The 23,445-nt window shown below is 67.1% G+C and carries 19 protein-coding genes; 14 read left to right on the top strand and 5 right to left on the bottom strand.

The window, feature by feature from the left end; all coding sequences use genetic code 11:
* Positions 1-21: 21 nt before the first annotated feature.
* The 12 genes from tsf to rpmE all read left to right on the top strand — a co-directional run bounded on the left by tsf (position 22) and on the right by rpmE (position 10,871).
* On the top strand, positions 22-951 hold the full coding sequence (tsf, locus tag QZ670_RS16910) for a translation elongation factor Ts (protein WP_294257443.1): 930 nt from the start codon (positions 22-24) through the stop codon (positions 949-951).
* 123 nt (positions 952-1,074) lie between these two features.
* On the top strand, positions 1,075-1,803 hold the full coding sequence (gene pyrH, locus QZ670_RS16905) for a UMP kinase (protein ID WP_294257441.1): 729 nt from the start codon (positions 1,075-1,077) through the stop codon (positions 1,801-1,803).
* A gap of 33 nt (positions 1,804-1,836) precedes the next feature.
* Entirely contained in the window at positions 1,837-2,394 is a 558-nt protein-coding gene (gene frr / locus QZ670_RS16900; RefSeq protein ID WP_294257438.1) for a ribosome recycling factor, read from the top strand.
* 108 nt (positions 2,395-2,502) lie between these two features.
* Complete coding sequence (uppS, locus tag QZ670_RS16895; RefSeq protein ID WP_294257482.1) at positions 2,503-3,171, top strand: polyprenyl diphosphate synthase; 669 nt, start codon at positions 2,503-2,505, stop codon at positions 3,169-3,171.
* On the top strand, positions 3,168-3,968 hold the full coding sequence (locus QZ670_RS16890; RefSeq protein ID WP_294257436.1) for a phosphatidate cytidylyltransferase: 801 nt from the start codon (positions 3,168-3,170) through the stop codon (positions 3,966-3,968). Before uppS ends, QZ670_RS16890 begins: the two co-directional genes overlap by 4 nt.
* The gene (locus tag QZ670_RS16885) at positions 3,965-5,122 is read left to right on the top strand and encodes a 1-deoxy-D-xylulose-5-phosphate reductoisomerase (protein ID WP_294257434.1); all 1,158 of its coding nucleotides are present in this window, start codon (positions 3,965-3,967) and stop codon (positions 5,120-5,122) included. The genes QZ670_RS16890 and QZ670_RS16885 overlap by 4 nt, the downstream gene beginning before the upstream one ends.
* Positions 5,119-6,252 (top strand): M50 family metallopeptidase, encoded by a 1,134-nt coding sequence (locus QZ670_RS16880; RefSeq protein ID WP_294257432.1) that lies wholly within the window; start codon positions 5,119-5,121, stop codon positions 6,250-6,252. Before QZ670_RS16885 ends, QZ670_RS16880 begins: the two co-directional genes overlap by 4 nt.
* 68 nt (positions 6,253-6,320) lie before the next feature.
* Entirely contained in the window at positions 6,321-9,065 is a 2,745-nt protein-coding gene (gene bamA / locus QZ670_RS16875) for an outer membrane protein assembly factor BamA (RefSeq protein WP_294257481.1), read from the top strand.
* On the top strand, positions 9,065-9,835 hold the full coding sequence (locus QZ670_RS16870; RefSeq protein ID WP_294257430.1) for an OmpH family outer membrane protein: 771 nt from the start codon (positions 9,065-9,067) through the stop codon (positions 9,833-9,835). The genes bamA and QZ670_RS16870 overlap by 1 nt, the downstream gene beginning before the upstream one ends.
* Complete coding sequence (gene fabZ, locus QZ670_RS16865) at positions 9,832-10,311, top strand: 3-hydroxyacyl-ACP dehydratase FabZ (RefSeq protein ID WP_294257428.1); 480 nt, start codon at positions 9,832-9,834, stop codon at positions 10,309-10,311. The genes QZ670_RS16870 and fabZ overlap by 4 nt, the downstream gene beginning before the upstream one ends.
* Positions 10,312-10,342: 31 nt before the next feature.
* Positions 10,343-10,558: a hypothetical protein gene (locus QZ670_RS16860; RefSeq protein ID WP_294257426.1), complete on the top strand. Its 216-nt coding sequence runs from the start codon at positions 10,343-10,345 to the stop codon at positions 10,556-10,558.
* Positions 10,559-10,640: 82 nt separating this feature from the next.
* Positions 10,641-10,871, top strand: a complete 231-nt coding sequence (gene rpmE / locus QZ670_RS16855) for a 50S ribosomal protein L31 (RefSeq protein WP_064313046.1) — start codon at positions 10,641-10,643, stop codon at positions 10,869-10,871.
* A gap of 161 nt (positions 10,872-11,032) precedes the next feature.
* Here the strand turns inward: rpmE and QZ670_RS16850 are convergent, their stop codons facing one another.
* The 5 genes from QZ670_RS16850 to QZ670_RS16830 form a co-directional block, all read right to left on the bottom strand.
* The gene (locus QZ670_RS16850; protein WP_294257423.1) at positions 11,033-11,968 is read right to left on the bottom strand and encodes a DUF1080 domain-containing protein; all 936 of its coding nucleotides are present in this window, start codon (positions 11,966-11,968) and stop codon (positions 11,033-11,035) included.
* Between the two features lie 109 nt (positions 11,969-12,077).
* Entirely contained in the window at positions 12,078-13,649 is a 1,572-nt protein-coding gene (locus tag QZ670_RS16845; protein ID WP_294257421.1) for a beta-xylosidase, read from the bottom strand.
* A 43-nt stretch (positions 13,650-13,692) separates the two neighbouring features.
* A complete protein-coding gene (locus QZ670_RS16840) occupies positions 13,693-15,192 on the bottom strand; it encodes a tryptophan halogenase family protein (protein ID WP_294257419.1) in 1,500 nt (499 codons plus the stop codon).
* A gap of 110 nt (positions 15,193-15,302) precedes the next feature.
* Positions 15,303-18,299: a TonB-dependent receptor gene (locus QZ670_RS16835; RefSeq protein WP_294257417.1), complete on the bottom strand. Its 2,997-nt coding sequence runs from the start codon at positions 18,297-18,299 to the stop codon at positions 15,303-15,305.
* 281 nt (positions 18,300-18,580) lie between these two features.
* A complete protein-coding gene (locus QZ670_RS16830) occupies positions 18,581-19,384 on the bottom strand; it encodes a GDSL-type esterase/lipase family protein (protein ID WP_294257414.1) in 804 nt (267 codons plus the stop codon).
* Between the two features lie 220 nt (positions 19,385-19,604).
* Between QZ670_RS16830 and QZ670_RS16825 the strand changes: the two genes are divergently transcribed.
* Both QZ670_RS16825 and QZ670_RS16820 read left to right on the top strand, forming a co-directional pair.
* On the top strand, positions 19,605-21,812 hold the full coding sequence (locus tag QZ670_RS16825) for a hypothetical protein (protein WP_294257412.1): 2,208 nt from the start codon (positions 19,605-19,607) through the stop codon (positions 21,810-21,812).
* Positions 21,809-23,431: a DUF5597 domain-containing protein gene (locus QZ670_RS16820; protein ID WP_294257410.1), complete on the top strand. Its 1,623-nt coding sequence runs from the start codon at positions 21,809-21,811 to the stop codon at positions 23,429-23,431. The genes QZ670_RS16825 and QZ670_RS16820 overlap by 4 nt, the downstream gene beginning before the upstream one ends.
* Positions 23,432-23,445 lie beyond the last annotated feature (14 nt).

Genomic DNA, 23,445 nt, shown 5'->3' with positions numbered 1-23,445 from the left:
TTTTAACTGAGGAATAGAGACATGGCCGAGATCACTGCAGCCGCCGTCAAGGAACTCCGCGAAAAGAGCGGCGCCGGCATGATGGATTGCAAGAAGGCGCTCTCCGAAACCAACGGTGACATGGAAGCCGCTGCCGACTGGCTGCGCGCCAAGGGGCTCGCCGCTGCCGCCAAGAAGTCGAGCCGCACGGCCGCCGAAGGCCTGGTCGGCCTGGCGGTTGCCGGCACCAAGGGTGTCGCCGTCGAGGTGAACTCGCAGACCGACTTCGTCGCCAAGAACGAGATCTTCCAGAACTTCGTGCGCGAGACCACCGCGCTGGCGCTGGAAGCCGGTGACGACATCGCCGCGATCAAGGGCGCCAAGATGGCCTCGGGCCAGACCGTCGACGAGGCGCTGACCGCCAACATCGCGACGATCGGCGAGAACCAGGTGCTGCGTCGCGCCAAGAAGGTCGAAGTCGCCAAGGGCGCGGTGATCCCGTACGTCCACAACGCGGCGGCGCCGGGCCTCGGCAAGATCGGCGTGCTCGTCGCGCTCGAATCGGAAGCCGGTGTCGACGTGCTCGAGCCGCTCGGCAAGCAGCTGGCGATGCACATCGCGGCGGCCTTCCCGCTGGCGCTCGACGAGAGCGGGCTGGACCAGGACGTGCTCGCCCGTGAGCGTGCGATCGCAGCCGAAAAGGCTTCCGAGAGCGGCAAGCCGGCCGAGATCATCGAGAAGATGGTCGACGGCGCGGTGAAGAAGTTCGCCAAGGAGAACGCCCTGCTCAGCCAGCTGTTCGTGATGGACGGCAAGACCCCGGTGTCGGACGTCATCGCCAAGGCGGCGAAGGACTCGGGCTCGGCGATCGTGCTGAAGGACTATGTCCGCTTCCAGCTCGGCGAAGGCATCGAGAAGGAAGAGAGCGACTTCGCTGCCGAAGTGGCCGCGACCGCCGGTCTCACCAAGTAATCAGGCGCGCCGGGAGGGGCCGTTTCGACGGCTTTTCCCCGGCATCCACGCTTGTTCGCGCGGCGCGGCTCCTCTAGGGTCCGCGCCGCTTCGCTGTCCGCTTCTCAAGATTTCAGGATTATCATGACCGCTCCGACCTTCCGCCGCATCCTTCTCAAGCTGTCGGGGGAGGTCCTGATGGGCCAGGGTCAGTTCGGCATTGATCCCGAGACCTGCGAACGCGTCGCGCTCGAGGTGAAGGAGGCCAAGGAAAGCGGCCTCGAAATCTGCATGACCGTGGGCGGTGGCAACATCTTCCGCGGCATCGCCGGCGCAGCCCAGGGCTTCGACCGCGCCAGTGCCGATTACATGGGCATGCTCGCCACCGTGATGAATGCGCTGGCGATGCAGAACGCGCTCGAGAAGGTGGGCGTCGAGACCCGCGTCCAGTCCGCCATCCCGATGGCCAGCGTGTGCGAGCCCTATATCCGCCGCCGCGCCGAACGGCACATGGAGAAGGGCCGCGTCGTGCTGTTCGCCGCAGGCACCGGTCTGCCGTTCTTCACCACCGACACCACCGCTGCGCTGCGCGCCGCCGAGATGAAGTGCGACGCGCTGTTCAAGGGCACCTCGGTCGACGGCGTGTACGACGCCGACCCCAAGAAGGTGCCGACCGCGACGCGCTACGAGACGCTCAGCTATGACCGCGTTCTTGCCGACAATCTGAAGGTGATGGACGCCTCTGCTGTCGCGCTGTGCCGCGACAACCATATCCCGATCGTGGTGTTCAACATCCGCGGCGAGGGCAATCTCGCCTCGGTGCTCCGGGGCGAGGGGACTTCCACCATCGTCCAGGACGCGGACGCCGCGTAACCCACTGTACCCAAGCTTCAAGGAACGCCGAACATGGCCGCATATGACAAGGCAGATCTCGAGCGCCGCATGGCCGGCGCCGTGGAATCGCTCAAGCACGATCTGACCGGTCTCCGCACCGGCCGCGCCTCGACCACGCTGCTCGATCCGGTGACCGTCGAGGTCTATGGCTCGCACATGCCGATCACCCAGGTCGCGACCGTCTCCGCGCCCGAGCCGCGCATGCTCTCGGTGCAGGTGTGGGACAAGTCGAATGTCGGCCCGGTCGACAAGGCGATCCGCTCGGCGGGCCTCGGCCTCAATCCGATCGTCGACGGCCAGACGCTGCGCTTGCCGATTCCGGACCTCACCGAAGAGCGCCGCAAGGAGCTCGCCAAGCTCGCCAACCAGTACGCCGAGAAGGCCCGTATCGCCGCGCGCAACGTGCGTCGCGACGGCATGGACAGCCTGAAGACCGACGAGAAGAAGGGCGTGTTCGGCGAGGACGAGCGCAAGCGCCATGAAGCCGAGGTCCAGAAGCTGACCGACGCGACGATCGCCGATATCGACGCGGCGGCCGCGGCCAAGGAAAAGGAAATCCTGGGCAAGTGATCCGCCCCGGAGGTTCTGGTGCGGCCGAAAGGGCAGGGCGCGGTGGCCGTTAAGCTGGCCTCCGCTTCGGGCGGCGAGACCCCGCCGCCCCGCCATGTCGCGATCATCATGGACGGCAACGGGCGCTGGGCGAAGAAGCGCCTGCTGCCGCGCGTCGCCGGGCATCGCCAGGGCGTGGAGGCGGTGCGCCGCGTCGCGCGCGCCGCGCGTTCGCTCGGCATCGAGGTGCTGACACTCTACGCCTTCTCGTCCGAGAACTGGCGCCGCCCGGAAGAGGAAGTCGGCGCGCTGATGGGACTGCTGCGGCAGTTCCTCGAGCGCGAGCTCGACCAGATCGTCGCCGACGGCGTCAAGCTGCGGGTGATCGGCGGCTGGCGCGAGCTCTCGCCCGATCTGGTCACGATGATCGAGGCGGCGATCGCGCGGACCGCGGTAAACACCGGGCCGACGCTGGTGCTGGCGCTCAATTACGGCGCGCAGGCCGAACTGCTCGCCGCCGCCCGGCGGCTGGCCGAGCAGGCGCGCGACGGCACCCTTGACCCCGCCGCGATCGACGAGGCGCGGTTCGAGAGCGAGCTGGAAACGGCAGGCCTGCCGCCGCTCGACCTGATGATCCGTACCTCGGGCGAGCAGCGGCTTTCCAATTTCCTGCTGTGGCAGGCGGCCTATGCCGAACTGCTGTTCGTCGAAACCCTCTGGCCCGATTTCGACGAGCGCGCGCTGGCGGATGCGTTGGCCCAGTTCGGGCGGCGCCAGCGGCGCTTCGGAGGCCTGTGAGCAAGAATTCCGATCTTCCGAAACGCGCCGTGGTCGGGCTCGCGCTGGTCGGGCTCGCGCTCGCTGCGCTGTGGGCGGGCGGCTGGGGCTTCTGGCTGGTCATCACGGTGATGGCCGTGCTGATGATCGGCGAATGGGCAACCTTGGCGGGGGACGAGGGCAAGCGCCGCTTAACCCAATATGTGATGGTGGTGCCGCTGGCGATCCTGAGCCCGGCCGCCGCCGGTCCAGGGTTCCTGGCACTGGGCCTGGTGTTCGGCGCCTTCTTCTTCGTCGCGATCGTGACGCGGAATGGCAAGCTGGCGGCGGGGCAGGTCTATGTCGGGCTGCCGGTGCTCGCGCTGCTGCTGCTCCGCGATCATCAGCAGGGCTTTGCCGCAACGCTGTGGACGATGGCGATCGTCTGGGTGTGCGATAGCGGCGCCTATTTCGCCGGTCGCGCGATCGGCGGGCCCAAGCTCGCGCCTGCGATCAGCCCGAACAAGACCTGGGCGGGGCTGATCGGTGGGCTGATTGCCGCGATCCTCTTTTCCGCAGCCTTCGTCGCAGCTGCGCCGGGCACGGCGATCGGCTGGTGGCTGGTGGCGGTCTCGCCGCTGGTGGCCTTTGCCTCGCAGATCGGCGACCTCTACGAGAGCCATCTCAAGCGCGTTGCGGGCGTGAAGGATTCGAGCAACCTGCTGCCGGGCCATGGCGGCATTCTCGACCGGCTCGATGGCCTCGTCTTCGCGGCCCCGGTTGCGGCTTTGTTTTTTGCGATCCATCATCAGGTGGTTGTGGGAGGATACTGGTGGTGAAGCGCGTCACGGTGTTGGGGGCGACCGGCTCGGTCGGCACCTCGACGCTGGATCTGATCGAACGAAATCCGCATGCCTTCGAAGTCGTTGCGCTGACGGCCAATTGCGATGTCGAGAAGCTCGCCGCGGCGGCGATCCGCACCCGTGCGCGCTGCGCCGTCGTCGCGGACGAAAGCTGCCTGCCGGACCTGCAAGAACGCCTCGCGGGTACCGGCGTCGAAGCGGTGGGCGGTGCGCATTCGGTGTGCGACGTCGCGCGCATGGGCGCCGACTGGACCATGGCGGCGATCGTCGGCACCGCGGGCCTCAAGCCGGTGATGGCCGCGCTGGAAGCGGGCGGCACGGTGGCGCTGGCGAACAAGGAATCGCTCGTCTCCGCCGGGGACGTGATGATGGGAGCCGCGCGAGCCTATGGCGCGACGCTGCTGCCGGTCGATTCGGAGCACAATGCGGTGTTCCAGTGCCTCGATCGCACCGCGCCCAAGGGCGTCCGGCGGATTATCCTTACCGCCAGCGGCGGCCCGTTCCGCGCGACGCCCAAGGAAGCGATGCGCGACATCACGCCGGCACAGGCGGTGGCGCACCCCAACTGGTCGATGGGCGCCAAGATCTCGGTCGATTCGGCGACGATGATGAACAAGGGGCTCGAGCTGATCGAGGCCTTTCACCTGTTCCCGGTCGCCGCGGAGCAGTTGGCAGTGCTGGTCCACCGCCAGTCGGTCGTCCACTCCATGGTGGAATATGTCGACGGGTCGGTGCTGGCGCAGCTCGGCACGCCCGACATGCGCACGCCGATCGCCTTTGCGCTGGCCTGGCCGGAACGGATGGAGACGCCGTGCCCGCCGCTCGACCTCGCCGCGGTCGGCAAGCTGGAATTCGAAAATCCCGACCTCGATCGCTTCCCGGCGCTCGCGCTGGCGATGGAGGCGCTGAAGGCCGGCGGGGCGCGGCCGGCGATTCTCAATGCCGCCAACGAAGTCGCCGTCGCGGCCTTTCTTGCCGGGCGGATCGGATTTCTTGAAATTGCCGCAATCTCTGCCGATACGCTTAGCCGCTACGACCCGGTCGCGCCGGAAACGCTCGACGCCGTGCTGGCGATCGATGCAGAGGCGCGGCTTTATGCGGCTGAGCGAGTGAAGGACTGCGTCGCTTGATTCAATCCCCCGGCATCCTGCTCACCATTCTGGCGTTCGCGCTGGTGATCGGGCCGCTCGTGTTCCTGCACGAGCTGGGACATTATCTGGCGGGCCGCCTCTTCGGGGTAAAGGCCGAGGAGTTCTCGATCGGCTTCGGCCGCGAGATTGCCGGCATCACCGATCGCCGCGGCACGCGCTGGAAGTTCAGCCTGTTGCCGCTGGGCGGCTATGTCCGCTTCGCCGGCGACATGAACCCAGCGAGCCAGCCGTCGCCAGAATGGCTGCAGCTGCCGGCGAGCGAGCGCGCCAAGACCTTTCAGGCGAAGCCCTTGTGGCAGCGCGCGATCATCGTCGCGGCCGGCCCGATCATGAACTTCGTGGTCGCGATCGTCATTCTCTCCGCCTTCGCCTTCATGTTCGGCGAGAACCGCACGCCGTCGGTGATCGGCACGGTGATCCAGGGCAGCGCCGCCGCAAAGGCCGGTCTGCAGCCCGGCGACCGCATCACCGGCTTGGGCGGCCGCACGGTCGAAACCTATGCCGACATGGTGCAGTTTACCCAGTTGCGTCCGAACGAACCGGTGCGGGTCGATTTCGTCCGCGGCGGCGCGGCGCGCAGCGTCGACGCCGTGATCGGCACCCGGCTGGAGCGCGACCGCTTTGGCAACGAATACAAGATCGGCCAGCTCGGCATCGGCGCGGCGGGTTCGACCCAGGTGCCGGTGGGGCTGCTCGAAGCGCCGCTGGTCGGCCTGCGCACCACCGCCGACATCGTCCGCATGACGGTGGATGGCCTCGGCCAGATCATCACCGGTCGCCGCTCGGTTTCCGAGCTGGGCGGGCCGCTCAAGATCGCCCAGGTTTCGGGCGAACGGCTTTCCATGGGGCCGATCGAGTTCGCGTTCCTGATCGCGCTCGTCTCCATTAATCTGGGATTCATCAACCTGTTGCCAGTTCCGGTACTGGATGGTGGTCATCTCCTGTTCTACGCCGTCGAGGCGGTCCGCCGGCGCCCGGTGGAGCCGCAGGTGATGGAATGGGCGTTTCGGGGCGGTATGCTCGCGATCCTCGCGCTGATGCTGTTCGTGACGCTCAACGATCTGGGCGCTTTCGGTGTGTGGAGACATCTGGCCGGCTTGATCGGTTGAGGGGGTTCGTGCAGGGCGGCAATATGCCGCGCGCGTTCCGGCAATATTTGGATTCCGACTGGGGTGGGATGGTGACTGCGATCAAGGCAAGCAATTTGGGCGCGCGGGCGACGGCTACGCTGTTGGCAGGGACGATCCTGTCGGGCGTGGTAGCGCCTGCAGAGGCGCAGACCGCGGCAAAGCCCGCGGCCGCGGCGGCCCAGCCTCAGGCTGCACCCGCTCCGGCGACGCCGGCGGTGGTGCGCACGATCAAGTCGCTGCGGGTGGAAGGCTCGCAGCGCATCGAACCGGAGACGGTGCTGAGCTACACGCGCCTGCGCGTGGGCGACAGCTACACCAACGAGACGATCGACCAGGCGATCAAGGACCTGCTCGCCTCCGACCTCCTCGCCGACGTGGCGATCGAGGGCGTCGAGGACGGCAACCTGGTGCTCCGCATCCGCGAGAACCCGGTGATCAACCGCGTGGTGTTCGAGGGCAACAAGCGGCTGAAGCAGGACAAGATCGACAAGGAGATCAAGCTCAAGCCGCGCCAGATCTTCACCCGCACCGCGGTGCGTGCGGACATTGCGCGGATCATCGAGCTGTATCGCCGCCAAGGCCGCTTCGCTGCGCGCGTCGAGCCGAAGATGGTCAGCCTCGACCAGAACCGCGTCGACGTGATCTTCGAGATCCACGAAGGCGCGAAGTCGAAGGTCCGCCAGATCAACATCATCGGCAACGAGGTGTTCGGCGACAAGAAGCTGCGCGCGCAGATGGCGACCAAGGTCGCCAGCTTCTCGCACTTCCTCAGCTCGAATACGTCGTACGACCAGGATCGCCTGGCCTATGACCAGCAGAAGCTGCGCCAGTTCTATCTGACCGAGGGCTATGCCGATTTCCGCGTGATCTCGGCGGTGGCCGAGCTGACGCCGGACAAGAAGGACTTCATCATCACCTACGTGGTGGAGGAAGGCCCCCGCTACAAGTTCGGCCCGGTCACGGTCGACAGCGCGATCCGCGACTTCGACGACAAGAAGCTCGCCGCCGCGCTGCCGATCAAGGAAGGCCAGTGGTACAACGCCAAGGCCGTCGAGGACACGGTCGAGCAGCTGAGCGAGACCGCCGGCCTGTTCGGCTATGCTTTTGCCGACGTTCGCCCCGACTTCCAGCGCAACAAGGATGCGCTGACGATGTCGATGAACTTCCACATCGGCGAGGCGAACCGTACCTATATCGAGCGGGTCGACATCACCGGCAACCGCCAGACCCAGGACAAGGTGATCCGCCGCGAAATGCGCGTGGCCGAGGGCGATGCCTTCAACACCTTCCTGGTCAAGCGCTCGCAGGACCGCATCAACAGCCTGGGCTATTTCCAGGACAAGTTCGAGATCGAGCGCAAGGAAGGCTCGGCGCCCGACCGCATCGTGCTCGGCGCGAACGTCGAAGAGAAGCCGAACGGCGAGCTGACGCTGTCGGCCGGCTTTTCGAGCCTCGAGCGCTTCATCCTCCAGGCGTCGATCCGCCAGCGCAACTTCCGCGGCATGGGGCAAACCGCCAGCATCTCGGCCGATTATTCGAGCTATTCGAAGTCGGTCGAGCTCGGCTTCACCGAGCCGTATCTGTTCGACAGCAACATCGCGCTGGGTGCGACGATCTTCCGGCGCGACTACAACTCGTTCAACTATCTCGGCACCAACCGCAACACCACCTATCGCCAGGTGTCGACCGGCTTCCAGCTGGTCGCGGGCCTGCCGCTGACCGAATATTGGACGCTGTCCGGCCGCTATTATCTCGCCAAGGACGATGTCACGCTCGACCAGGCGACCTTCTACACCAACGGCCAGTGCGACCCGTTCAAGGCCGGTCGCTATTATTGCGAAGCGGTGGGCAACCGCCTGACCTCGCTGGTCGGCCTGTCGCTGATCTATGACAGCCTGAACAGCCGCCTGCGCCCGACGCGCGGCCAGCGCGTCTCCCTCGGTGCCGACGTGGCCGGGCTGGGCGGTGACGTCCGCTACGTTCGCGGTCGCATCGACGGCGCGAAATATTGGGGTCTGGGCAGCGGCTTCGTCTTCTCGCTCACCGGCGAGGGCGGCGTGATCAAGAGCCTCGACGGCACCGAGGTCCGCATCACCGATCGCTTCTATCTGGGCGAGCCGCAGTTCCGCGGCTTCGACATTCGCGGCGTCGGCCCGCGCGTGCAGCGCTACCAGTATAGCGGCGACCCGCTCGCCGGCACCCAGGCGCTCATCACCAACCGCGACCAGGTCATCGACGACGCGCTCGGCGGCAAGGCCTATTACCTGACCAAGGCCGAGCTCGAGCTGCCGCTCGGCTCGGGTGCGGCGGAACTCGGCCTGCGTCCATCAATCTATGTCCAGATGGGTTCGCTGTTCTCGATCCGGCAGCCGACCACGAACAACTATTTCACCCAGGCGACCGATGCCTCGGGCAAGAAGCTGTTCAACAAGGACGGCTCGCCGACGCTGCTGGTGAAGCAGGATCCGGTGTTCGACAGCGCGGGCAATCCGCTCTACACGGTGACCTCGGGCGCCAACCAGAACCTGCTCACGCGCTGCACCGTCGGCTATGCGGCGGGTACGACCGATTCCTGCGTTGGCACTTCGGTCAACACGCAATATTTCACGCCGACCTCGCCCTTCTATGAGGCCTATCGCGGCAGCACCGCCTCGCCGCGCATTTCGGTGGGCGTCGGCGTCAACTGGAATTCGCCGTTCGGCCCGCTGCGGATCGACCTTGCCAAGGCGATCGTCAGCCAGCCCGGCGACGACAAGAAGCTCATCACTTTCAACGTAGGGACTCAGTTCTAATGACGAAGAACCGTGTATTCGCGGCGGCGCTTGCCGCCTCCGCGGCGATGGCTGTTGCCGCGCCGGCCTCGGCGCAGGTCAACGGCATCGCCACCATCAACACGATGGAGGTGATCACCCGCTCGAAGGCGTTCACCACTGCCGTGACGCAGCTGGACACCACCTACAAGCCGGTGCGCGACCAGATCCAGGCGCGCCAGACCAAGTTCCAGACCGACGCCCGCACGCTGATCACCACGATCGACACCAACAAGGACGGTCAGGTTTCGGAAGCCGAAGAGCAGGCAGCAGCCGCGCGCAAGGATCCGAACTACACCCAGCTCATGACCCTGCAGAACCAGGCGAATGAGGAAATACAGAAGCTGCAGATGCCGTCGATCCTGGCGGAGCTGTTCGCATTCGAGAAGATCCTGGCGCTCTATGACGCGGCGCAGATGTCGGTCGTCAACGCTCGCAAGGTCAACGTGATCCTGCAGCCGGAAGCGATCGTCTACGCACCCGACGCCGTGGACATCAGCGATGCCGTCGTCGCCGAGCTCGACAAGACCCCGACCGTCGCGATCACGCCGCCGGCAAACTGGCAGCCGCAGCAGCGCACCGTGCAGTTCCAGCAGCAGGTGAACGAGCTGCGCCGTCGGGCCTATCAGCTCGCCGCCGCCCGCGCCCAGCAGCAGCAGCAGCAGGGTGCCGCCGCAGCACCGGGTGCGGCCGCTCCGGCAGGCCGCCCGGCCGCGCCTGCGACCAAGCCGGCCAAGCCCGAACCGCGGTGAGCGGGGAAGCGCAGGGAAGGAGCAACATCGGTCCGCTCGATATCGGGCGGGTGATGGCGGCGCTGCCCCACCGCTTTCCGATGCTGCTGGTCGATCGGGTCGAGGAGCTGATCCTCGACCAGTCGATCGTGGCGGTGAAGGCGGTGACGATCAACGAGTCGTTCTTCCAGGGCCACTTCCCCGGCCGGCCGATTATGCCGGGCGTGCTCACCGTCGAGGCACTCGCCCAGGCGGCGGGCGTGTTGGCGGTCGAGTCGCTCGGGCTCGCAGGCTCGGGCAAGCTGGTCTACTTCATGGCGATCGACAACGTGAAGTTCCGCAAGCCGGTGGAGCCGGGCGTGCTGCTCAAGCTCCACGTCACGTTCGTGCAGAAGCGTTCGCGCGTCTGCAAGTTCGCGGGCAAGGCGCTGATCGACGGCGAACTGGCGGCGGAATGCGAATTCACCGCGATGATCGCCGATCCGCCCAGCGCCTGACGCGGCAGCCTGAACGGGCAGGGGCCGGACCATGGACGCACTGACCTGGTTCGGCCTGTTCGCGGTGACCGCGATGCTGGTCACCTATGCGCTGGAATCGCGCTCGACTTGGTGGGTGCTCGGCTTTGCCGGCGCCTGCCTGCTCGGTTCGGCCTATGGCTTCCTGCAAGGGGCCTGGCCGTTCGGGCTGGTGGAGGCGATCTGGTCACTCGTCGCGCTCCGCCGCTGGTGGGGAATGCGGCAATGAGGTTGCGCTGGCGCCTGGGCTCTGCTAGGCGCGCGCGTCCGCTGCCGGTCGGAAACCGGCGGCTTTCTTCAAGGAATTCGATGTGAAGCAGAACACCCACCCCGATTATCACATGATCAAGGTGCAGATGACCGACGGCACCGTGTACGAGACGCGCTCCACCTGGGGCAAGGAAGGCGATCTCATGCAGCTTGAGATCGATCCGCTCGCGCACCCGGCCTGGACCGGCGGTCGCGGTCAGCTGCTCGACCAGGGTGGTCAGGTCGCGCGCTTCAACAAGCGCTTCGGCGGCCTCACGCTCGGCAAGAAGTAAGAAGTTCACGCCGGGCCTTTCGGGGCCCGGCGTTTACCGGCCCCTCGGAGGCCGGTCCCGATCCGGCGCTTCCGCCGTTTGATCGACGCGACGTTGCTCGCACCTTTCGGCGCCGCTCTGTGCGCCGCTTTCCACCTGCAGCGGCTGATCGCCGCCAGCCCTCAGCTCCGGGCCGGGACGATCCTGGGCAAGCGCCCTATGGGTTCTACCGTGATGTTGCGGAACCAGGTTTCCGCACCTTCGGACTGGAGCTGGATCCGGCCATGGGTCAGCGCCGTGCGCTTGCCGTCGGGGCCGATCACTGCCAGGTCGCGCGCCTCGGCTACCGGGACGCCGTTGACGACGTGCACCGCGCGATCACCCAGGACGTACAGGTCGAGCACGTTCCATTCGCCTTCCGGCTTCTCGGCGTCGACGGCAGCCTCGACATTCCAGGTCGGCGTCCCGTTGATCATGTCGACCGTGCGCCCGTCGGTCCGGAACCGAAGATGCGGCGCGATCAACATGTCGTCGAACGCCACATTGGTGTGGGCGCGGAGATCCTTGCCCACCATCACCAGCATCCCGGTCGAGCCCTTCATGATCTCGAACTCGACCGAGGGCTGCCAGGTGCCGAACACCTCGCCCGGCCGGCCATGGGTGTGGTAGAGCAGGCCATTGTTCGGCGGCAGCGTCGCGCGCGGCGCCCAGCGCTTGGGACCCCATTTGAACTCGAGCCGCAGGTGATAGTCGCGCAGGTCGGCGCGGTGCACCAGGCTGCCCCAGGTCTCGCCCTTGACCCATATCGCCGGCGCACCGTCGATGGTGCGCACCGCGAAATCGCCGCTGGAGGCGCGCGACGTGCCGATCGGCGTTGCCGCCGGATCGCCCTTGTAGGTGATGGCGGGGTCCGCATAGCCCAGCCAGGGCTGCCAGCCGTCCAGTGACTTGCCGTCGAACAGCCGCACGCGCGGGCCCGCCGGCCTGGGCAGATCGACGAGGGTGAGCCGCTGCGGTGCCGCGCTGACCTCGCCGGCCAGCGCGCGCGCGAGCTCCTTGGAGTCCTGGCCACCCGCCGCCATCGGCAGCGAAAGCAGGAGAGCGATCGTACGGAGCATCATGAGCATCCCTGGTGTGCCCCGAGGAGCGAGGAAAGGTCGAACGTAGCGGGTCGGATGCGGCGGGCAAGGCGTTGTTCCCGCGCGCGATCCGAAAGATCGATCGGCATCAGCGCGTAATCGGCTCCAGCCGCAGCAGCAGCACATCATTGGTCTGCAGCGTGATCGGCATGCGCAGCGTACCCGTGCGGGGCACAGTAACGGTCTCGTCGCGCTCGGGCAGGTCGCGGGTCAGTTGCTGGAGCGCGGCGACCTGGGTGCCGCTCAGCACCTTGGGCATCTTGAGGTCGATATAGGCCGAGAACGCGTCGTTGTGGCGGTAGCCGGTCCGGAACAGCCGCAGCTTGTACCTGCCGGGGCGCAGATGCGTCAGCTGCACCGAGGCGGGTGGCGCCGCCTTGGCGGGGACGAGCTTGCCGTAGAAGGAGCGGTTGCTCGTCGGCTGGTCCGGCTGGTGCCAATCCCACAAAACGACCGCGAGCTTGGCGCCGTCGATCGCGGCGATGCTCTGCGGATCCCCGGTCGGTACCTCGCGCCCGCGCAGCGCGTCGAGATATTTGTAGGCGAACCAGGCCGGCTTGCGGATCCCCTGCGGGTTCATCAGCCCGAAGCCTCCTTCGAAGGGGGCAGTCGGCGGGCCGGGCTCCTCGAACAGATCGCTGAAGGTCCAGTAGCTCATGCCCTGCGCGATGCCCTGCACCGCCTTGAGCTTGGTGAGGATATAGGCCGCGCTGACATAGGAGTCATGGACGAGGTCGCGGGGCGTGTAACTGGTGCTCCACTCGGTGAAATAGAGCGGCAGGCCGGGGTAGGGCGATGCCTCGATCTGCTGGCGGACCGTGCGGACGTCGCCGACGATCGCGTCCGGCGAGGGGGAGAGCTTGGTATCCTGCTTGCCCTGTTCGTCGAGAAAGCCGCCCTCGACGCCATAGGTGTGGGTCGTCACGAAATCGACGGGGGTGCCGCGCCGGTGCATGTCGGCGAGGAACTCGGGCACCCAGGCCGCGCCCGCCGTCGAGGGACCGCCCACGCGCAACGCGGGGTCCACCGCCTTGATGGCGCGGGCGCTGGCGTCATAAAGGTCGAAATAGGCCTTCTGATCTGCCTTCTCCCAGAAGCCGTCGAGATTGGGCTCGTTCCACACCTCGAAGAACCAGCTGCGCACCTCGTCTCGGCCGTAGCGCGCCTGCGCGTGGCGGATGAAGGCGGTGAGCAGGTCGCGCCAGGCGCCCAGCTCCGGATGCGAGGTGTTGCCCTTCCAGTAGAAGATCGCATTGTCCGAGGTCTTGAGCGCCTCGGGCGTGAAGCCCAGCTCGACGAACGGCTTCACGCCGCGCGCGAGCAGCTTGTCGTACAGCGAGTCGATCCCGGTCCAGTCATAGGTGATCGCGCCGTTCTTGCGCTGCACCGTGCCGAGCACGTCGTGAAAGAGCGCGTGGAAGCGGACATAGCGGAAGCCGAGCTCGTCATGCGCAGACTTCAGCTGGGCCATGGCATCGTCGCGGCGCAGCGTGCCGGGATAGTCGGAGCCGACCGAGAGGTCGAAGAAACGGTCGACCGGCGCTTGGGCGGTCGCGGCGTCGACGCGCACGGTGCGAGCGGGGGCCTGGGCGAGGGCGGGCAGCGGCGCAAGGCCGAGCAGCAAGCCGCCGAGTGCGCGCGGCAGGGCGTTGTTGGTCAAGGCGTCTTCTCCCGGTATTGCTGTCGGTGCAGCGGCAATGGACTCACGCCGTCCTTGCCCGGCACGTTTTCGCGACGAAGTGGTCATGTGCCGGCAGGCGGGGCAGCGCGGCTTCCAGCTCGGCACGCCGCTCCCGGAACAGCCGGTCAAGCGCGTCGAGCGGCGGCCGGTCGGCGGTCGGCTCGTGGCCCCGGGGGATCCGCCCCTGGCCCAGCAGCACGGCGACCCAGCTCGGCTCGGCATGCGACTCCCGATCGTAGAGCGGCACCCGGCCGATCGCGTCCCACAGCGCCAGCTTGTGGGCCAGGCTGTCGGGCAGCGACATCGCCGCCATGTCGCGCCAGAAGGGCTCGGGGCGTCGGCTGATGCAGTAATGCGCGATCAGGAAATCGCGGATCCGCTCATATTCGCCGATGGTCGCGCGATTATACTCGTCGATCACGGCGGCATCGGCGGCCCCCGTGGTCGGCAGCAGTTCGGCGAGGCGGACAAGGCCGGTCTGGACCAGCTGGAGGCTGGTCGATTCGAGCGGCTCCATGAAGCCCGCGGCCAACCCGATCGCGACGACATTGTGCGCCCAGAACCGCTCGCGCCGCCCGGTGGTGAAGCGCAGCGGGCGCGGATCGCCGATCGCATCGCCGTCGAGGTCCGCTGCGAGCCGTGCCGCGGCTTCGTCATCGGAGAGATAGGCGCTGCTATAGACCAGCCCGTTGCCGGTGCGGTGCTGGAGCGGTACCCGCCACTGCCAGCCCACGGCATGCGCGGTAGAGCGGGTGAAGGGCGTGAAGCGGCCGGCGCGCGTGCAGCCTTGGGCCAGCGCGCGGTCGGCGGGAAGCCAGCGCGACCAGTCTATGAAGGGCGTGCCGAGCGCGTCGCCCAGCAGGCGACTGGAAAAGCCCGTGCAGTCGATGCACAGGTCGCCGGTGATCCGCCGGTCGCCGTCGAGCAGCAGCCCGGCGAGATTGCCGGTTTCCGGATCGCGCTCGGCTGCGACGATGCGTCCCTCGACGCGGGTGACGCCCCGCGCCTCCGCATAGCTTCGCAGCAGCTGCGCGTAGAGGCCGGCGTCGAAATGATAGGCGTAGCGATATTCGGCCGCTTCGCCGCGCAGCGCCTCGGGGGGCGCAAACCGGTCCCGCGCAGCCGCGAGCGCGGGCATCGACCAGGCGTCGATCGGATCGGCGATGCCGCCCGCGGCGCGCAGTCGCAGCCAGTGATGATGCGGCGCGACGCCTTCGATCGGCGCGCCGAAATCACCGAAGCCGTGAAAGTGTCGGTTGCCGGCCTCGCCCCAGCCGACGAACTCGATGCCGAGCTTGAAGCTGCCCTGGGTTGCCGCGACGAAGTCGGGCTCGTGCAGCCCTAGCAGGCGGTTGAAGTCCCGGAGGATCGGGATGGTGGCCTCGCCGACGCCGATCGTGCCGATCGCATCGGATTCGACGAGCGTGATGCGGGTGTCGGGTGCCGGCCGCAGCCGCGCGAACAGCGCCGCAGCCATCCAGCCCGCGCTGCCGCCGCCCGCGATGATGATGTGCTGGCCCACGCGTTCATCCAAAGCTGCCGTGCTCCGGCCCGTCTTAGGCAGGTCCGGCCGGTAAAGAAATGCGCCCCCGGAAACCTTGCGGCGTCCGGGGGCGGAGGTGGAGGAAGGGGTTAGAAGACCGAGCGGACCAGGAAGGCGAAGCGCCGGTCCGTGTCCGTCCAGCTGTAGCGCGGCTTCAGATCCGGATCGCCCACGTCGAGGAAGGTCCGCGAGTTGAGCAGGTTGGTGCCCTGCACGCCGATCTTCACATGCTTGGTGATCGAGTAGAGCACCGACGCGTCCAGCTGGCCGTAGGATTCCGACCAGACCGGGAAGTTGATGTTCGCGGCCGAGGTCGTCAGCAGATAGTGCGAGCGCCAGTTATACGCGGCGCGCGCCGAAATGCCGTACTTCTCGTAGACCAGTGCTGCGTTGTACGAATATTTCGACAGGCCCTCGAGCGGCAGTGCCTTGCCCGCGCCGGTGGTCTGGTTGGAATCGAACACGTTGATCGCCGTGTTCTTGCCGCCCGACGAGTCGACGAAGGTGTAGTTGCCCTGGAAGCCCAGGCCCGACAGCGCGCCCGGCAGCATGTCAAAGAACTGCGTGTAGCTGAACTCGAGGCCCTTGATCTTGCCGCTGGAGCCGTTGGTCAGCTGCGTCACGTCGAAGGTGAGCGTCTGGCCGTTGCTGGTGAACTGGCGCTCGGTGGTGCCGGCGAAGATATAGTTGCTGATGTCCTTGTAGAAGCCCGCGAGCGTGACGCTGTTCGCACGCCCGAAATACCATTCGAGGCTGACGTCGAACTGGTTCGAGCGGGTCGGCTTCAGGTTCGGGTTGCCCGCGGTGCCGGTGAACGGCGTCAGGCGGCCGTTGATGCCGGTGCCGGTCGCGACCGCCGCGTTCGGCGTGCTCGCGAAGTTGTAGCTCAGCTGCACATAGGGGTTGAGCTGCGCGAAGGTCGGGCGCGAGATCGCCTTGCCCGCCGCGAAGCGGAGCTGGAGATTGTCCTTAACGAAGAAGCGCAGGTTCAGCGTCGGCAGCACGTCGGTATAGTCGTTGCGGGCGCTGGTCGTCAGGCCCAGCGAGCCCTGGGCGAAGGCCTGTGCCGCGGTGAACTGCGTGCAGTCGGCAGCCGTGGTCAGCTGGCCGTCGCGCGGGCCGCCCACGATCGCCGTGCCGGGGACGCAGGTGCCGCTCGGGAAGGCAGGCAGCGAGGCGCCGGAGCCGACGGCGGAGATCTCGGTGCGGATCACGCGGACGCCGATATTGCCGTCGAAATGGCCGATCGGGCTCGTGTCCATGCCGAAGCGCGCGACCAGATAGCCGGCATAGGTCCGCTCGGTTTGGTCGTTGACGCCGCCGCCGGACAGGCCGGAGACGCTGACGTCGCTGTTGTACGGCTTCCAGCCCTTGCTGACATATTGCAGGTAGTCGGCATAGGCGGCCGTCGGGCTGCGCTGGACCAGGCTGGCCGCGGGGAACCAGAAGCCTGCGCCCGGCGATGCCACCTTGCCGCGGAAGAAGTTGTTGTAGCTGATCAGCTGCGACTGGCTCGGCAGCCCCGGATTCTGGGCGCCGCCTGCGAAACCGGTAGGCGGCGTGGTCGCCGCAAAGCCGGTCTGGTTCAGATAGACCGGCGTGCCGGGATCCCAATACTGCGCCGAAAGCTCGGCCCAGTTATAGCCGGTCTGGCGGGTGATCGCGTTGCGATCGGTATAGCGGCCACCGACCTTGAGCGAGCGCAGGAAGCCCTCGTCGAACTTGTATTCGACATCGGCGCGGCCCGACCATTCATGCGCTTCATTGTCTTCCAGATGGTCCATCGCCGCGGCCCACCAATAGTCGCTCTGCTTGGTCAGCGAGCCGCCGGCCGGGGTCGGCGTGATCACCAGCTTGGGATCGTCGCCGCTGAAGTTGAAGTCGAAGGTGGCCGGGGTAGCGGTCTGGGTGAACGCGGTCATGCTGCTGACCTGCGCCGTCGACTTCACATATTGCAGGTCGCCGGTGACGGTCCAGTGCGTGTCCGGGGTCCAGCGCAGGTTGCCCGAGAAGTCCTGGGTGCGCTTGCGCTGATAGCCCGAGCGCGTGTCGAGGTTCAGCTGGCGGTTGGCGATGACGCCGGAGACGAGCTCGTGGTTCGGGCCGAACTTGTACGAGGCATCGTCGGTCGGCGGGGTGCCGTTGTCGCCGATCGCATATTCGATGTCGCGCGGGGTCGCCTGGGCGATCAGCGCCTCGGCGGTGAAGACCAGCGTGTCGCTCGGCTTCCACTGAAACGAGCCGTCGAACGCGGTACGCTTCTGCTGCCAATCGATGCGGCGCAGGCCCATGTTGGCGGGGATGTAGACGTTGCTGCCGGCGGCCAGACCGCCCTGCGCCGCGGTCAGCGTGCCGCGGTCATAGCGACCGTTGGAGATGCTGTCGGTGCGGTTGCCGATATTGTTGATCGAATAGCTGAGCAGCAGGCCCATCTCGCCGAGCGGGGTGTTCCAGCGGCCGCTGGCGAGGCCGTTGCCCGACCAGTAGGCCTTTTTGCGCAGATCGGCATAGTTGACGTCGCCCGACAGCGCGAAGACATAGCCTGGCGCATCGAACGGCTTGCGGGTGCGCAGGTTGACGATGCCGCCGATGCCGCCTTCGACCAGATCGGCCGAGGGGTTCTTGAACACGTCGACGCCGACCAGCAGGTCCGAGGACACGTCCTCGAACGACAGGCCGCGGCCGTTGTTCGCCGAGAAGACGTCGCGGCCGTTGAGCTCCGAACGGACCCAGGACAGGCCGCGGACGAACACGCCGCCGCCTTCCGACGACAGACGTGCCGGATCGCGGTTTTCGTTGGTGCGCTGGAGCGTGATGCCCGGCACGCGCTGCAGCGCTTCCGAGACCGAGCGATCGGGCAGGGCGCCGATATCCTGCGCGGTGATCGAGTCGACCACCTGTTCGGCGTCGCGCTTGCGGTTGCGCGCGCTCTGCAGCGAGGCGCGAATGCCGGTGACGACGATTTCCTGTGCGCCTTCCTGGCCGCCATCGGCTGCGGTGGCATCCTGGGTCGCGACTTCGCTGCCCTGCGGCGCGGCAGCCGCGGTCTGGGCAAGCGCGGTGCCCGACAGCCCAAGCAATGACAACGTTGCCAGTGACGCGCCCGCGCGCAGTACGGCGTTCAACGAAGAAGTATGAAGAGATGACGAGAAACGGTTGATCATGAGTCCCCTCCCTGGGCGCCTGGGGCGCCGGTCGCAGATGGTGTGGCGGCGCATGGAGTCGCATGCCGCGCACGCAGTGCCGGTGTGGTCCCGGCATCCGAATGTTCGCGCTACCATCAGCTCTGATTTATCGCAACAATAATGTGAAACTGGGGTTTACCCATGAAAGCTGTTCACGTTAACAGCGGCGGTTTCCTGGGAAATCAGGGCCTTGCGCGCGAACTGCCCAACGCAACGTCAATCGCCCGCGCGGCAATCGGCGCCATGCGCGCATAGCCTGTGGAGAGGGGGTGAATGCCGTCCCGCGTATAGTCGGCGCGCATCTTTCCGCTGCTGTCGGCAAGCACCGAATCATAGTCGGCATAGGCAAGATGCCGCCTGGCGGCGAGGGCGCGGAGCGCCGCGTTGATCCGGTGAAGCTCGGCAGGCTTGCGCTCCTTCACGACGGCGCGCGCGGCATCCCCATAGTCGTTGACCGGAAGGATGGAGCACAGGACGACCGCGATGCCGTGGGCCTTCGCGATGTCCGCCATCGCCTCGATATTCGCGACGATCGACTCGGCGGATTCGACCTGGAGAAAGCCGGTCACGTCGTTGACGCCGCCCAGGATCACCACCGCGCGGGGATGGAGCGCAACGACATCCTGCTCGAACCGTACCAGCATCTGCGCGGTCACCTGGCTGCCGATACCGCGATTGACATAGGGCTTTCCCGGGAAGCTCCGGGCGAGGTTCCACCCGTCGGTGATCGAATCGCCGATGAACACCACGCGCGCCTCGCTCCGCTTGGGCGGCGGCAACACGGCATTGGCGGCGGCGTAGAGATAGCGTTCGCCAAAGTCCTGCATCATGCTCGGCACGAGCTTGGCGCGGAATGGGCCGAGCCACGGGCCCCAGTCGCGGCGATCCTCCACGTTGTGCCGCTCGGGACTGGACCGATAGGGTTGCTCGGGATCGCTGGCGCCGGCCAGCAGCAGGGCGAGCAGCGGCGCGGCGACTCGGATCATGCTGCGCCCGGCCCGCGCGGCGAAGAAGGTTGATCAAACGCTTGCTGCATTCGGAAACTCCTACATCATGGGCTGCGGGTATCCGCGTAGTGTCGCGTAAAGGTCATTCATCTGTAAAAGTAAATTTCAAAACACCGGTTTCCTTTGGTGTCTGGTAGCGCTAACCTGCTGGCACGCGATCGTAAAAGATCCGGCGGCTCGAGTGCGGGAGGGGAGAGGAATGAAGCGTTCCATGTCGTTCGGCATGTTCGCGGCGCTTGCCATTCTGGCTGCGCCGCTGCCGGCCGTGTCGCAGCCCCGGGCTCCCTATCGCTGGACGAATGTGACCGTCGGCGGCGGCGGCTATGCCCCCGGTATCGTCTTCAGCCCGGCCGAACCGGGTCTTGCCTATCTGCGCACCGATATGGGCGGCGCCTATCGCTGGGATAGTGCCGCGTCGCGCTGGGTGCCGCTGCAGGATGGCAACGTTGTCACAAGCTATATGGGCATCGAGAGCATCGCTCCCGATCCACATGACCCGGCGGTGGTGACCATGGCCGCGGGCATGGGCGCGAATGGCCCGGCGGCGATCCTGCGATCTGCGAATCGCGGCGCGAGCTGGTCGGTGACGCCGGTCCCTTTCGCGATGGGGGGCAACGAGGCGGGGCGCGGCCTCGGCGAACGGCTGGCGGTGGATCCCAACCGCACGTCCACGCTGTTCTTCGGCTCGCGGCACGACGGGCTGTGGCGAAGCGACGATTCGGGCGCGCACTGGACCAAGCTCGCCGCCTTCCCGGTGGCAGGGCTGGGCAAGCCCGCGCCGCGCCAGACGCATGGCGGCGTGGCGTTCGTGCTGTTCGATCCCGCCAGCGGCGTGCCGGGCGCGGGATCGCGGCGAATTTGGGCGGGCGTTGCCGATCCGGGTGCCGTGCACCTCTATCGCTCCGAGGACGGTGGCGAGACTTGGCTGCCGGTTGCGGGCCCGGGCCCGGAGATGCTCGCCGTCAAGGCCGCGATCGCGGCAGATGGCACCCTCTATGTCGGCTATGCCACGGGCATCGGCCAGAGTGATGCGCTGGACGGCGCGGTCTGGCGCTTTACGCCGGACGGCAGGGGGCGGGCGATCACGCCCCTCGATCACCGCGAGGGCGGCATTCTTGGCGTCGCGGTCGCTGCTTCGGCGTCCGGCACCGTCGCGATCAGCACGCTAGACCGCTACAAGCTCGGCGACACGCTGTGGCTGTCGCGCGACGGGGGCGCGCATTGGCAGGACCTTGGTCCGCGCAGCCGGCGCGACATCACCGCTTCGCCCTTCCTGCTCCACGAAGGCAAGGGCGCCGATTTCGGCCACTGGATCACCGGTTTGGCGATCGACCCTTTCGATGCCGGGCACATTGCCTACACGACCGGAGCCACTGTCTACGCAACCGGCGGGGCAGGGCAGGCCCGTGTCGACTGGGCACCCTGGGTGCGCGGCATCGAGCAGACCGCGATCATCACGCTGATCTCGCCGACCGGCGGCGCGCATCTCGTCTCCGGCTTCGGCGATCTTGCCGGCTTCGTGCACGACGATTTCGCCGCCTCGCCGCAGCCGAGCTTCGCCAATCCCTATCTCTCCAACACCAACACGCTGGATTATGCGGGCCGCAAGCCGCGCGTGATCGTGCGCAGCGGCAGCCTCTATGCCAACCGCCCGCGCGAGGCATCTCTCGGAAGGTCCGAGGATGGCGGGCGCAGCTGGGTGCCGGTGAAGGTCCCGCCGATGGGCAACCCGCCCGCCCGCGCCGACTTGAACGGCGAAGCGGCGATTAGCGTTTCCGCGGATGGCGGCACGATGCTGGTGGCAACGCCCGAACCGCTGCGCACCCGCGATGGCGGCAAGCGCTGGCTGCGGGTCGAGGGGCTGCCGGGAAACACCCGGGCGACGGCGGACAAGGTCGATCCGGCGCGCTTTTACGCGGTGAACGACACCCATGTGCTGGGCTCGCGCGACGGCGGCGCGCATTTTGCGCCGCTGCCCGGCCGCGGGCTGCCGGGCGATCTCTCGTCGGCGCTGATCCGCAACCGCGAGCAACAGTCGACGCTGGTCGCCTCGCCCTTCGCGGCGGGCGAGCTCTGGCTGAAGCTGGGCGGACAATTGTGGCGCAGCACCGACGGTGGCGCGTCGTTCGAGCCTGCCAGCGGGGCGCTGCAGGTCGAGCTGTTCGGTCTGGGCAAGGGACAGGGCGCCACGCCCGGCCTCTATGCCGTTGGCACGCTGGACGGCCTGCGCGCGGTGTGGCGTTCGGACGATCTGGGGAAACATTGGCAGCGGATCAACGATGACGGGCACCAATGGGGCCTGCGGTTCCGCGTGATTTCGGGCGATCCGCGCATCGCCGGCCGCGTCTATCTCGGCACGGACGGGCGCGGGCTGTTCTTTGGCGATCCGGCAGGGGAGAGAAGATGAAATTGCAATTGCTTGGGGGGGGCGCGCTGGCGCTGCTGCTCGCCGGCACCGCGGCGGCGCAGACCGCGACGCCGGTGCCGCACATCGAGACGAAGAACGGCCGCCATGCGCTGATCGTCGACGGCGCGCCGTTCCTGATGCTGGGCGCGCAGGTCAACAACTCCAGCAACTATGCCGAGCCCCTGGCCACCGCCTGGCCCGTGCTCGACCGGATGCACGCCAACACGGTGGAAGTGCCGATCGCCTGGCAGCAGGTGGAGCCGCGCGAGGGCCAGTTCGACCTCAGCTTCCTCCAGACGCTGCTCGACCAGGCCCGCGCGCACGACAAGCGGGTGGTGCTGCTGTGGTTCGGCACGTGGAAGAACACGAGTTACAGCTACACCCCCGACTGGGTGAAGCTGGACGCCAAACGCTTCCCGCGGATGAAGACGCGCGACGGCAAGGATCACGGCGTGCTGAGCGCGCATGGGTCGGAGACGCTGAAGGCCGACATGCGCGCCTTCGTGAAGGTGATGGAATATCTGCGTGATCACGACCAGCAGAACACCGTGATCCTGGTCCAGCCGGAGAACGAAACCGGCAGCTATCGCAACCCGCGCGACTATTCGGCCGAAGGCAACCGGCTGTTCGCGCAGGCAATCCCGGCGGAACTGGCGAAGAAGACCGGCAAGCGCGGCACCTGGGCGCAGGCGTTCGGCGCGCAGGCCGATCGCGCGTTCAACAGCTGGTATGTGGCGCGCTACGTCAACGCGATCGCGGCAGCGGGCAAGGCGGTGAAGCCGCTGCCGATGTACGTCAACGCGGCGCTCGCCGGCGCCTCCAACGTGCCCGACCCAGACGGCGTGGCGAGCGGTGGTCCGCAGCAGGACGTGCTCGACATCTGGAAGGCGGCGGCGCCCGCGCTCGATTTCGCCGCGCCTGATCTCTATGATCGCAGCAGCGAGAACGTCTCGCTCTATCTGCAGAAATACGCGCGGCCCGACAATGCGCTGATGGTGCCGGAGATCGGCAATGCGCGCGACTTCGCCCGCTTCTTCTACGAGGCGCTGGGCCACGGCGCGATCGGCTTCGCGCCGTTCGGCATGGACGGCACCGGCTATTTCAACTTCCCGCTCGGCGCACGCGATCTCGACCCCGCGACGCTGGACGCCTTCGCGCTCCCCTATCGCGCGCTGGGCAGCATCGCGCGCGACTGGGCGCGCATCGCCTATACCCGCCCGACCTGGGGCGTCGCCAAGCCCGACGACAGCACGCCGCGCAGCACCACGCTCGGCGGCTGGCAGATCACCGCCAGCTGGGGCGAATGGCAGTTCGGCATGAAGGAATGGACCTTCCTCAAGTCCGATCCCGCCCCCTGGGGGGCGGAGAAGATCGGCGGGGTCGCGGTGGCGCAGCTTTCCGACAACGAGTTCCTGGTGGTGGGCGACCATGTTCGCGTCACCTTCTCGGCAGCGGAAGGCAGCGCTCCCAACGGCATCATGCTGCGAGCCGAGGAAGGAACTTTCGTCGACGGCAAGTGGCAGACGACGCGAATCTGGAACGGCGACCAGACCGATTACGGGCTCAACCTGATCGATCGACCGCAGGTTCTGAAGATCACCATGGGCCGCTATCGTTGAGCGGCAGAAATAGA

It is taken from the genome of uncultured Sphingomonas sp. (genome assembly GCF_913774285.1).
In the GTDB taxonomy this organism is placed as follows: Bacteria; Pseudomonadota; Alphaproteobacteria; order Sphingomonadales; family Sphingomonadaceae; genus Sphingomonas.
This window is presented reverse-complemented; position numbering and strand designations above follow the sequence as displayed.

Coding starts and splice junctions, on each gene's coding strand:
- QZ670_RS16820 (WP_294257410.1), top strand. CDS start 21,809: ATGAAATTGCAATTGCTTGGGGGGGGCGCGCTGGCGCTGCTGCTCGCC.
- QZ670_RS16860 (WP_294257426.1), top strand. CDS start 10,343: ATGGACGCACTGACCTGGTTCGGCCTGTTCGCGGTGACCGCGATGCTG.
- QZ670_RS16870 (WP_294257430.1), top strand. CDS start 9,065: ATGACGAAGAACCGTGTATTCGCGGCGGCGCTTGCCGCCTCCGCGGCG.
- pyrH (WP_294257441.1), top strand. CDS start 1,075: ATGACCGCTCCGACCTTCCGCCGCATCCTTCTCAAGCTGTCGGGGGAG.
- tsf (WP_294257443.1), top strand. CDS start 22: ATGGCCGAGATCACTGCAGCCGCCGTCAAGGAACTCCGCGAAAAGAGC.
- QZ670_RS16825 (WP_294257412.1), top strand. CDS start 19,605: ATGAAGCGTTCCATGTCGTTCGGCATGTTCGCGGCGCTTGCCATTCTG.
- QZ670_RS16830 (WP_294257414.1), bottom strand. CDS start 19,384: ATGATCCGAGTCGCCGCGCCGCTGCTCGCCCTGCTGCTGGCCGGCGCC.
- bamA (WP_294257481.1), top strand. CDS start 6,321: ATGGTGACTGCGATCAAGGCAAGCAATTTGGGCGCGCGGGCGACGGCT.
- frr (WP_294257438.1), top strand. CDS start 1,837: ATGGCCGCATATGACAAGGCAGATCTCGAGCGCCGCATGGCCGGCGCC.
- uppS (WP_294257482.1), top strand. CDS start 2,503: ATGGACGGCAACGGGCGCTGGGCGAAGAAGCGCCTGCTGCCGCGCGTC.
- QZ670_RS16850 (WP_294257423.1), bottom strand. CDS start 11,968: ATGCTCCGTACGATCGCTCTCCTGCTTTCGCTGCCGATGGCGGCGGGT.